General features: G+C 44.5%; 11 protein-coding genes and 1 pseudogene. 7 read left to right on the top strand and 5 right to left on the bottom strand.

Annotated features, from left to right (window positions below):
* Window positions 1–3: 3 nt before the first annotated feature.
* A complete protein-coding gene (gene hisF, locus PN499_RS12580) occupies window positions 4–774 on the bottom strand; it encodes an imidazole glycerol phosphate synthase subunit HisF (protein ID WP_272032270.1) in 771 nt (256 codons plus the stop codon).
* Window positions 775–919: 145 nt separating this feature from the next.
* Here hisF and petP point away from each other — a divergent pair, with 145 nt between their 5' ends.
* From petP to PN499_RS12545, 7 genes are all read left to right on the top strand, one after another.
* Window positions 920–1,126, top strand: coding sequence for a cytochrome b6f subunit PetP (gene petP / locus PN499_RS12575; RefSeq protein WP_272032268.1), 207 nt, complete (start codon window positions 920–922; stop codon window positions 1,124–1,126).
* A 240-nt stretch (window positions 1,127–1,366) separates the two neighbouring features.
* Window positions 1,367–2,461: a Get3/ArsA fold putative tail anchor-mediating ATPase NosAFP gene (locus tag PN499_RS12570; RefSeq protein WP_272032267.1), complete on the top strand. Its 1,095-nt coding sequence runs from the start codon at window positions 1,367–1,369 to the stop codon at window positions 2,459–2,461.
* 149 nt (window positions 2,462–2,610) lie between these two features.
* Entirely contained in the window at window positions 2,611–3,078 is a 468-nt protein-coding gene (locus PN499_RS12565) for a DUF29 domain-containing protein (protein ID WP_272032265.1), read from the top strand.
* A gap of 128 nt (window positions 3,079–3,206) precedes the next feature.
* The gene (locus PN499_RS12560; protein ID WP_272032264.1) at window positions 3,207–3,692 is read left to right on the top strand and encodes a DUF29 domain-containing protein; all 486 of its coding nucleotides are present in this window, start codon (window positions 3,207–3,209) and stop codon (window positions 3,690–3,692) included.
* Between the two features lie 108 nt (window positions 3,693–3,800).
* Window positions 3,801–4,286: a DUF29 domain-containing protein gene (locus tag PN499_RS12555; RefSeq protein WP_272032263.1), complete on the top strand. Its 486-nt coding sequence runs from the start codon at window positions 3,801–3,803 to the stop codon at window positions 4,284–4,286.
* 207 nt (window positions 4,287–4,493) lie between these two features.
* Window positions 4,494–5,510 (top strand): chlorophyll synthase ChlG, encoded by a 1,017-nt coding sequence (chlG, locus tag PN499_RS12550; RefSeq protein ID WP_272032262.1) that lies wholly within the window; start codon window positions 4,494–4,496, stop codon window positions 5,508–5,510.
* 226 nt (window positions 5,511–5,736) lie between these two features.
* Window positions 5,737–8,118 carry a transglycosylase domain-containing protein gene (locus PN499_RS12545; RefSeq protein ID WP_272032261.1) on the top strand — a complete coding sequence of 794 codons (2,382 nt, stop codon included), beginning with the start codon at window positions 5,737–5,739 and terminating at the stop codon, window positions 8,116–8,118.
* Window positions 8,119–8,375: 257 nt separating this feature from the next.
* Here PN499_RS12545 and PN499_RS29580 read toward each other — a convergent pair.
* The 4 genes and pseudogenes from PN499_RS29580 to PN499_RS12520 all read right to left on the bottom strand — a co-directional run.
* Window positions 8,376–9,913 (bottom strand): annotated as a pseudogene (locus PN499_RS29580) (16S rRNA (cytosine(967)-C(5))-methyltransferase).
* Window positions 9,910–10,248 (bottom strand): hypothetical protein, encoded by a 339-nt coding sequence (locus PN499_RS12530; RefSeq protein WP_272032260.1) that lies wholly within the window; start codon window positions 10,246–10,248, stop codon window positions 9,910–9,912. Before PN499_RS12530 ends, PN499_RS29580 begins: the two are co-directional and overlap by 4 nt.
* 21 nt (window positions 10,249–10,269) lie before the next feature.
* Entirely contained in the window at window positions 10,270–10,692 is a 423-nt protein-coding gene (locus tag PN499_RS12525; protein WP_272032259.1) for a hypothetical protein, read from the bottom strand.
* Between the two features lie 6 nt (window positions 10,693–10,698).
* Window positions 10,699–11,355, bottom strand: a 657-nt coding sequence (locus PN499_RS12520; protein ID WP_272032258.1) for a tetratricopeptide repeat protein, incomplete at its 5' end; no start/stop codon positions are given.

Here is an 11,355-nt window from a genome sequence, read left to right as displayed (position 1 = left end):
GGTTTAGATGGTTCGCACGGGTACTTCGTGCTTAGCTAGGTAATTCTTAATTTCAGCTACACTGAGTTCGCCGAAATGCAGCAGGGAAGCCAATAGCGCGGCTTGGGCCGAACCTGTGGTTACAGCTTCGTAAATGTGTTGGCAGTTGCCGGCCCCTCCAGAAGCAATCACCGGAATTTCGACAATTTCAGCGATACTGCGGGTCAATTCTAAATCGTAACCAGCCTTAGTGCCGTCAGCATCCATACTTGTTACCAAAAGTTCACCAGCGCCGCGTTGTTCAACTTCCTTCGCCCAGGCGATCGCATCTTTTCCCGTATTTTCACGACCACCCCGCACATAAACATCCCATCCCGGATTGTCGGGATCGACCCGCCGCCGAGCATCGATCGCCACTACAATACACTGATTCCCAAACCGCGAACTAGCGCGATTGATAAAATCGGGGTCGCGTACCGCCGCTGAGTTGATGCTGACCTTATCAGCACCGGCTCTTAACAAATTTTTAATTGTTTCTAAGTTTTGGATACCCCCACCTACCGTCAAGGGGATAAACACCCTTTCCGCCGTGCGATAGACCACATCAACGATAATATCCCTGTCTTCGTGGGTTGCAGTAATGTCTAGAAACACCAACTCATCAGCACCCGCCTCATTATAGACTTGGGCTAGTTCTACTGGATCGCCAGCATCCTTAAGATCGATAAAGTTGATACCTTTGACCACGCGACCAGCTTTTACGTCCAAACAGGGCAAAATTCTTTTAGCTAACATAACCTACCTGATGATTGGGATTAAAGAGTTTTGAGATTGCTTCGCGATCGCTCTTTTCATTGTTCATTCTGCACTTCCTTGCTGCGATCGCCCAACCCCCAAATCAGATAAACTGTGGATTGGTTGATGAGAGGAGAAGTATTAAGTGTCTATAGAAGTAGGTCAGAGAGTCAAGGTACGCCGTCTCAGAGACCGGGTACCTGCAAATATCATCGGTAAGTTGAAGGAAAATCCAGTTGGCACAGTTGATGGTTTCAGAATGGTTGACGGCAGCGGAGTAGGCGTAGTTGTCAAGTTTGATGACGCTAACTTTGCGACGTGGTTCTTTGAAGATGAGCTAGAACCTATTTAGTATAGGGGCTAGGGTTCTTATGAGATTGCTTTTGAATCAAGCAATCTCATAGCTCATCACTATTATTTTTCGATCTCCTTCTGTGTTGAGATGGCACTGAGGCTAACTGGCCGCTAACATAGTCAAGAACGCTGAACTGATAAAACTGCAACGGTCAAGTTGTTCTCTAGTAGAGGGAATGACTGCGATCGCTGACAGAGGGTTGGGCTGAATTGTAGCTATTGGCATCGGGAACAGAAAATGGCTTTGATTTTGACATTTTTGGGTAAAGGCGGTACAGGTAGAACCACGATCGCGATCGCAGCGGCGAAAAAGTTTGCCGCCTCTGGTAAGCGAGTCCTGCTAGCTGGTCAAGAACCGGGGCCAGCTCTAGGGATTATGCTACGTGCTACTGTGAGTGGAGAACCCCAGGAAATAGCCCCTAACCTCAAAGCAGTGCAGTTTCAGAGCACACTGCTGCTAGAGAAGAGGTGGGAGGAACTGAAAACTCTGGAAGCTCAATATCTCCGCACTCCTTTCTTTAAACAGGTTTACGGGCAAGAATTAGGCATATTGCCAGGAATGGACAGCGCTTTAGCACTTGATGCTCTGCGGGAGTACGATGCTTCGGGACAGTACGATGTTATTGTCTACGATGGCAGCGGTGGCCTTGAGGAATTGCGGATGCTGGGAATGGCGGAAATTTTGAGTTGGTACATCCGTCGCTTCCGCCAAGTTTTTGCAGATTCAGATTTAGGTAAATCTCTATCCCCGTTTGTGCAACCCGTAGTTAGCACTGTTCTTAATGTTGATTGGTCGGGTGATAATTTTGCCCAACCAGCACAACAAGTTAATAATATTTTAGATCAGGGTAGAGCGTCGATCGCAGATCCAAATCGAGTGGCGGCTTATTTGGTGACGAATGGGGAGGAAAGTGCGATCGCAACGGCCCGTTATCTCTGGGGTAGTTCTCAACAAGTCGGTCTTACAGTTGGCGGTGTTATCCTTAACCAATCAGCAGTTACAGAGACTATTACCGCCGAATTTGCTCCTTTGACAGCAGTATCAATCCCTGTAGCGGGTAATAATAACTGGCAGCAATTAATGGATGCTTTACCAGATTTTAGTAAGGCCAGTGAAGCACCAAAACCGATTACCATCAACGTTGCTGACCGTCAAGTTAGTTTATTTTTGCCGGGATTTGACAAAAAACAAATTAAACTTACGCAGTCGGGGCCGGAAGTTACTATTGATGCCGGAGATCAGCGGCGAAATATTCTACTACCTCCCGCATTAACTGGAAAATCCGTAACTGGTGCTAAGTTTCAGAATAGTTACTTGATTATTTCATTTTAACGGCTCTCTTGCACCATCCTCAAAAACCTGTAGGGGCGGGTTCGCCAGTAGCTTTATACAGTACAGAAAGACTAAAAAACCCGCCCCCACTCGGCGATAGAGTCATTTATTAAAGATGTTTTAGGTGAGAACTTTAAGAGGAAGCCGTTATGGTGACAAAACTAGAAATTGACAGACAAAGTTTATATGAAGCGGATTATTTGAAGTGGATTGAAACTACTGTAGAAAAGTTGCGATCGCAGGATTTCTCAAATATCGACTGGGAAAATTTGATTGAGGAAATAGAAAGCATGGGTAGAAGCGAACGCAGGAGTTTAGAAAGTAATCTTATTATCGTTATTATGCACTTACTCAAGTGGCAATTTCAGCCAGAGTTAAGAAGCCGTAGCTGGAAAAGTAGCATTTTTGAACATCGCAGGCGCATTCGCAACGCTCTAGAAGATTCCCCCAGTCTTAAACCCTATTTAGAAGATATATTTGCTAAATGCTATTCCAATGCCGTTGAAAGTGCAAGTATTGAAACTGGATTGCCTCTGGAAGTATTTCCCCAATTATGCCCTTATACCTCTATTGAGGTGTTAGATTCTAACTTTCTGCCAGACGAAAATGCTCAATGAATTAATCAGACTTAGGCAAAAACAACTTAAACTTAATTGTGTCATTGCGAGTCTTACAAAGCAATCTAAAACCCTAGTTTTTGGTAGAAAGTGTGTAAATGATATTAACATAAACTCAGGTAAAAAATATGGTGACTGAACTAGGAATTAACAAACAAAGTTTATATGAAGCCGATTATTTGAAGTGGATTGAAACTACTGTAGAAAAGTTGCGATCGCAAGATTTCTCAAACGTTGACTGGGAAAATTTGATTGAGGAAATAGAAAGCATGGGGCGGAGTGAGCGCAAGAGTTTTAAGAGCAATCTTATTATAGTTATTATGCACTTGTTAAAGTGGCAATTTCAACCAGAGTTAAGAAGTCGTAGCTGGAAAAGCAGCATTGTCGAACATCGCAGGCGAATTCGCGACGATTTAAAGGATTCTCCCAGTCTCAAACCATATTTAGAAGAGGTATTTGCTGAATGTTATTGGGATGCAGTTGAACAGGCAAGTGCTGAGACGGGATTACCGATAGAAGTATTTCCCCAACTATGTCCTTACACCTCTATTGAGGTGTTAGATTCTAACTTTCTGCCCGATGGAAAAGTTGAGGCAATAAATGAAGAGAATTAAACTAGGAGAGCTATAAAGAGATTTTTATGGACAAATTTTTACATATTTCTAATAGAAATATAATTGTAAATCCGAGAAAAATAATTGTAAACATTGGGAGTGAAACTTATGGTGACAGAAATAGGAATTGACAGACAGAGCTTATATGAGGCAGACTACCTGAAATGGATTGAGACGACAGTAGAAAAGTTGCGATCGCAGGATTTCTCAAATATCGACTGGGAAAACCTGATTGAGGAAATAGAAAGCATGGGAAGAAGTGAGCGCAAGAGCCTAAAGAGCAATATTATTGTAGTTATTATGCACTTGCTCAAGTGGCAATTTCAGCCAGAGTTGAGAAGCGGAAGTTGGGAAGGTAGCATCGTAGAACATCGGCGGCGCATTCAGGACGATTTGGAAGATTCTCCTAGCCTCAAACCATATTTAGAAGAGATATTTGATAAGTGCTATGCGGCTGCGGTTAAACAGGCAAGTGCTGAAACTAGATTGCCGATAGAAGTATTTCCCCAACTATGTCCTTACACTTCTATTGAGGTTTTAGATTCTAACTTTCTGCCAGATGAAAAAGTTCAGGAGATAACCGAACAAAATTAAATTATTTTATAGCAATTGCCAAGACAGTTTAGAATAGATATCTATAACTCTGCCATCCCGGCCGGATCTTTATTAAGAATTAGCAATTAGTAATTATCTGCGTCGCCGTGCGGTTAAAAATTAAGTATATCTATGAATATCAATGGTATCCTGTCAGGAATATTATTGCAACGTAGAGCTACAAGATAGCACCGTCAACATAAAACTATGTCTGATTCTCCTCCTTCCCAGTCTACCCCAGAGCCAACACCCATCACTGCTGCCCAAACAGATAGCCGCAGCGCCAAAACTCGGCAAATGTTGGGTATGAAAGGGGCTGCACCGGGCGAAACTTCTATCTGGAAAATTCGCTTGCAACTGATGAAGCCGATTACTTGGATTCCTCTAATTTGGGGAGTCGTGTGTGGGGCGGCTTCTTCTGGTAACTACACTTGGACGCTGGAAAATGTCTTAGTAGCAGCGGCTTGTATGTTGCTCTCAGGCCCATTGATGACAGGATATACCCAAACCCTTAACGACTTCTACGATCGCGAAATTGATGCCATTAACGAACCCTACCGCCCTATTCCCTCCGGCGCGATCTCGATTCCGCAAGTGGTTACTCAGATTTTTGTATTGCTGGCAGGTGGGATCGGCATTTCCATCGCCCTTGATTTGTGGGCCGGTCATAAGTTTCCGATCATGGTTCTTTTAACTCTCGGCGGCGCTTTTATCGCTTATATTTACTCGGCACCACCGCTGAAACTTAAGCAGAATGGCTGGTTGGGGAATTATGCCTTGGGTTCTAGCTACATTGCTTTACCTTGGTGGGCGGGACAAGCTTTGTTCGGCAAACTGGATGCGACGATTATGATTTTGACCCTGTTTTACAGTATGGCAGGGTTGGGAATTGCGATTGTTAATGATTTTAAGAGTGTAGAAGGCGATCGCCAATTGGGGTTAAAATCTCTGCCAGTCATGTTTGGCGTGGGGACAGCCGCTTGGATTTGCGTGTGCGCGATCGACCTCTTTCAATTGGGAATTGCGGCATACTTGATTAGCATCCACCAGAATCTCTATGCTGTCCTCCTCGTGTTGTTGGTGATTCCCCAAATCACTTTCCAAGATATGTATTTTCTACGCAATCCTCTGGAAAATGATGTTAAATATCAAGCAAGTGCCCAGCCTTTCCTAGTATTAGGTATGCTTGTGGCTGCCTTAGCACTAGGCCACGCAGGGGTCTAGGGGGGAAGAAGGGGCTAGGGACTAGGGGCTAGGGATTAGGGAAGAGTTTTGAGTTACAAGTCACGTTTATAACTCGCTCATAATTCCCTTTCCTTCTCTCCTAAATAATTATTCTTTTTCCCTGTTCCCTCTTCCCCTAGTCCCTAACCCCTACTCCCTAACCCCTAGTCCCTAACCCCTTCTTCCTTCTTCGTTCTAAAATTAACAGGTGGTTTAAAAGTCTAACGTGGCAGAATCTTTATCAAATATGCAAGATCCGGCAAGCCAAGGCAGCAATGCTGTAGGGGCGAGTTTTGATGAAAATTGGTCGCCTGCTACCGATGGCGACGGACTCAACCAAGCTATAACGGAAGGGGCAGTGCCTACACCGCCGACGGGTCAAGAATTACAGCAAGGTGTGCCAGTTAATGCTGAACCCCTGACAGCCGAAGGTGCTGCACTTGAGACGGAGAATCAGCCATCTGACGCAAATAAGGTTGATATAGTTAAGCGAGATTGGTCGGGCTTGAGGAAGATTCGGGCTTGGTTTGATGCCAAATTCCCTCCTCTGACGAGTAGTGGCAAGAAAAATCTTTACCGCCGCCCTATATTTTGGGTAGGAGTAGGTGTAGTTACTGTTGGCGGTAGTGCTCTGGGCTATGTCTGGTGGAGTCTACGTACTTTAGAGCAAGCTTTGCCGAATATTGCTGATATGTCGGCTTTTACTCGCGATGGGACTTTGAGTATTAAGGCGGCTGATGGAACGATTTTGCTGCAAAGTGGGCCTGCAACTAGGGAAAAGCTGCAACTGAGGGAGATTCCCGAACAGTTAATTAAGGCTTTTATTGCGATCGAAGATCGGCGTTTTTATGAACATGGGGGGGTCGATTATCAAGGGATTTTTCGGGCGATCGCTTCTAATATAATGGCGAGGGATTTAGTACAGGGTGGAAGTACGATTACGCAGCAGTTAGCGCGGATTGTATTCCTCAACCAAGAACGGAGTTTGTTGCGGAAGGTGCGCGAGGCGCTTTTGGCTCAGAAAATTGAGCGAGAATTGAAGAAAGATCAAATTATAGAACGTTATTTGAATCTGGTTTATTTGGGCTCTGGTGCTTATGGGGTGGCGGATGCGGCTTGGGTTTATTTCAGTAAGCCGGTGAATGAATTGACTTTGGCAGAGATGGCGACTTTGGCGGGTTTACCTCCGGCACCAAGTGAATATTCGCCTCTGGTGAATCCAGATGCTGCTAAGGAACGCCGTAATATTGTGTTGCAGCAAATGCTGGAAGCTAAGGTGATTACAGAGACGCAAGAACGGGAGGCGATCGCACAACCTCTGGCGGTGAAACCAAGTGCTCCAAAACGGCTGCAAGTGCAAGCTCCCTATTTTGCCAGATATATTATGAAAGAATTGCCACGCTATGTTTCTAAGGATGCTTTGGAAGCGGGAGGTTTGACTGTAGAAACGAGTATAAATTTGGAGTGGCAGAAAATAGCAGAGCAGGTGATGAAAGATGCTGTAGAACTTGACGGTAAAGCTCAGGGATTTGAGGAAGCGGCACTGGTTTCAATTGAATCTCGCACTGGGGAAGTGAAGGCGATGGTGGGGGGTGCGAATTTTGGAAAGAGTGAGTTTAACCGTGCTACGCAAGCGTTACGGCAGCCAGGATCTACTTTTAAGGGGTTGGTTTATACGGCTGCGATCGCGGCTGGTTTTTCGCCTTATGACAGCTATGAAGATGGCCCGGTGATTTTTGATGGGTATCAACCAAATAATTATGGTAAAAGGTTTAGCGGTTGGCGATCGATGGCTGACGCGCTAGCAAGTTCTGTGAATGTGGTAGCGGTGAAAGTGTTAGTTGATGTTGGGTTCGATCCGACGATTAAGTTAGCTCATGATATGGGGATTAAGTCTAAACTCAATCCCACTTATTCGCTGGCTTTAGGCGCTTCGGAGGTGAATTTACTGGAGTTAACTAATGCTTACGGTACTCTAGCAGCACAAGGGAATTATATCGAGGCTCACGGGATTCGCCGGGTGATTAATCAGCGAGGAGATGTAATTTACAATGCTGATTTTAAACCTAAGCGAGTTGTCGATAAAAATAGTGCTGCAATTATTGCTTGGATGTTGCAGGGAGTGGTGCAAAGCGGTACGGGAGGGCCTGCGGCTTTGTCGGATCGAAATGTTGCTGGCAAAACTGGTACTTCTGAACAGGCTCGCGATCTGTGGTTTATTGGTTTTATCCCCCAGGTAGTAACGGGTATTTGGCTGGGAAATGATGATAATTATCCAACTTATGGGGCTAGTAGTACAGCCGCTTATAATTGGCGGGAATTTATGTCTCAGGCGGTAAAGGGAATGCCTGTTGAGGAGTTTCCAAAGTTGCCGGAATTGGAGGGGAGAAAGGGGAGTATTAAGGCGAAGCCTGTGCAGCCTGGGAACGTGGTTTATGGGATGATTAAGAATGATGACGATTCTATTTCTCCTTATAATCCTGGGGGTAGTTCCCACGATTCTGCTACTTATCAAGATCCAGGTAGTTATCAAGAACCAGAGAGTTATCAAGAGCCAGAGAGTTATCAAGAGCCAGCTTATCAAGAACCTGTTGAGAATTATAATTAACTGATGATCGTAGCCCCCATTGGTGTCAACTTAAGGTCAAACCCTGAATCCGACAGGGGTTAAAACCCCTGAATCCGACAGGGGTTAAAACCCCTGTCTCAAAGATCAAGTCCTCTGAAGAGGACTAAGAAAACTTTTAAATAGAAAACTTTTGAATTTAGTTAGTCCTCTTCAGAGGACTTAAATTTATTAGCTAGGGGTTTTAACCCCTGGCGGGCTTTCTGCTTAAGTTGACACCTATGCGTAGCCCCTAACCCCTAGTCCCTAGCAATATAAGGCGATGATAATTTTTTTAGGCTGGCTATAAAGAAACCATCCATTTGTTGTCTTTGCGGCCAGACTTTTAGCCATCGTTCGGCTGTGGGTTCTATGGGTAAATCAAGTGTTATTGGTTCTATTTGCCAGTCAGGATTGTTGGTTAAAAATGATTCAATAATGTTTTCGTTTTCTAAGGGGTGAATCGTGCAGGTTGCGTAAACTAATTTACCTCCAGGCTTGACAAATGTGGCGACATTTGCTAATAATTGTAATTGCAGTATTGAGAGTTCTTCGATATTTTTTTCTGTATGATTCCAACGCGCATCGGCGCGGCGGTGGAGGGTTCCCAGTCCTGAACAAGGGGCATCTAGTAAGACGCGATCGGCACTGTTGGTAAAGTTGGGGAAGTTACGGCTATCTCCTGTGTGAATTTCAATAGAGTTAAGCTGCATTCTTTCGGCATTTTGTTTAAGCTTTTTGAGTCGGCTTTCGGTTTTATCGCAGGCGATAATTGTGCCTTTATCCTGCATTAATTCGGCGATGTGGGTGGTTTTTCCTCCGGGTGCGGCGCAGGCATCAATGATAGTTTCCCCTGGTTGAGGGTCGAGTAAATGGGTGACTAATTGAGCGCTGCTGTCTTGAATTGTCCACCAACCTTCGTTATATCCTGGTAGGTTGTAAATTGCGCCGATGCTGCCATTTAATCTTAAGGCTTGGGGTAAATAGGGGATGCGATTAACTGCTATATTCTGAGATTTAAAGGCGGTTTCTACTTCATCAATGGTTGTACGAAGGGGATTAATTCGGAGGTCAATCGTGGGGGATTGATTGAACCATTGACAGAGTTTTTCTGTTTCGGTTTCGCCTATTTGTTCTAGCCAGAATTGTATTAGCCAGTCGGGGAAACTGTGGATAATTCCTAAGCGTTCGATGGGATTTTCTGGTAGTTTTAGGATTGAATTAACCCCCCCCTGCCCCCCCTTGGTAAGGGGGGGGGTTGTGTTATTTTGGGGGGTAGTATTAGTTTTATCGTCATTCTTAGCATCTCCTTCATAAGCAATATTCTTAGCATCTCCTTCATAAGCAATACTCTTAGCATCTCCTTCATAAGCAATACTCTTAGCCCCCCCTTCATAAGGGGGGGTTGGGGGGTAATTCTGGTGTATTGTCTCAATAGGCCATTAACAAAGCTACTAAGGCCAGAAAATCCGTTTTCTTTTGTTAGTTGAACGGTGGTATTAACGGCGGCGGATGGGGGGATGTGGGTGAGATATTGGAGTTGATATAAACCGATGTGTAAAATTGTGCGAAGGTCTGGGGGTTGTTGGGAGGCGGGTTTTTTTGCTAGTTGGTCGATGAGAAAATCGAGCGATCGCATTCTTCTGACGCTACCATAGACTATTTCTGTCAGGAGTCTGCGATCGACCTCGCTGAGTTCGGAGTTGCGGAGAGTGCGATCGAGGGCCACGTCTGCGAATGCGCCGCGTCGGTGGACTTCGCGGAGGGCGATAAATGCTAGTTGGCGAGGATTTTTCATTTAGTTATTAAATTCACCCTAAAGTCATCACTCCTGCTGGTAAGTCTATCTATGTTGTTTTCCAATAGTTCTTCTATTGTCTCAAGATGTCCTATTATATGAGGAATAGAGCCATATTGAAAAGAATCAACTGTTTCTGTAAGCTGCTCTAAAGCTGCTTCTTTTGTAGCAGCATCTATAAGCTCATTGGCAAATTTTTCAATATCTAAATCGATTTCTTCGAGATTAAATATCAGCCGATCTAACTTGCTTTTACCGAGTTGAGGTTCCAACTTCTCTCGATGCTGCTTAAGAGCGTTAATTGCTGCTCTCAGTGATGTGATTTGGGAAACCATAATTGTTACCTATTGTTTTATTTATTGAAACAAGTTTAGGGGTGGATCTCCCATGATTTCCGATGCTTGTTTCAATGCTTCTATGACAGCATCGACATCTTCTGGACTAAAAGCGTCTTCAAGAATTTTCCGCAATTGAGCTTCAGATAGATGTTCTGCTTGAATTTGGGTGACAAAGCTTTTAATTTCTTGCCACCAATGAGGGCGATCGCGCTCTGGATCGTCCTGATGATCGGGCGGTTTACCTGCAACAGGCTCACTTAATAGTCTAGCTAAATGGATGATTATTTGTTGAAAAAGACCCTTAACTTTTTTCTTGACCTTTTGAGCGAGAATAAAGACGGTGGTGGTGATTTTGAGGTAATGAACAGCGCGAAGGCAATCTTTAATGAACAGGTCACTAGATACGTGGAAGTTTGTTGTAGCAGTCGGAAGAGTTTGCATGGGATACTAATGACCTGATGGTTCTAAATCCAATATGGATTGTAGCAATTTTCGTTCTTCGATGGGGAGTTCCAGTAGGGCCCGTCGATCGCCTTTGGTTTCCCGGTAGCGGACGGCGGCATTTAGTAGGCGTAAGGGTATTTGAAAATCATCGAATTTGCTTGTCTGTTCTTGCCATACTTCTAGCCAGATTCGCGCTGCTTTGTCGCTAATCATTTCTGACATTATTTCTGGGATGTTGTTAACAAGTCCTTGTCCTAAAGCAGAAAGAACGTTGTTTTTTTCGTAAATGTTGACTATGGTTGTGAGGCGCGATCGCCAAACTTCTAGATCTTGTTTAGTGTTAAAGATTTGGCAAATTTTTAATTCACCACAGTTAGACCAAGCTTCGTAGAAGTCAGGTTTGAATTCAATCGCTTTGTCCCAAGAGGCGATCGCTTCTTCATTTCGCCCTAAGTTTCCCAGCGCCACACCCCGGTTATACCAAGCTTCGTGGAAGTCAGGTTTGAATTCAATCGCTTTGTCCCAAGAGGCGATCGCTTCTTCAAATCGCCCTAAGTTTCCCAGCGCCAAACCCCGGTTATTCCAAGCTCCGTGGTAGTCAGGTTTGAATTCAATCGCTTTGCCATAAGAGGCGATCGCTTCTTCAAATCGCCCTAAGTT

Origin of the sequence: Kamptonema animale CS-326, assembly GCF_028330895.1 — a bacterium.
In the GTDB taxonomy this organism is placed as follows: Bacteria; Cyanobacteriota; Cyanobacteriia; order Cyanobacteriales; family Microcoleaceae; genus Kamptonema; species Kamptonema formosum.
Note: the sequence above shows the minus strand (reverse complement) of the source record. Positions and strands in the feature narration are given on the sequence as shown.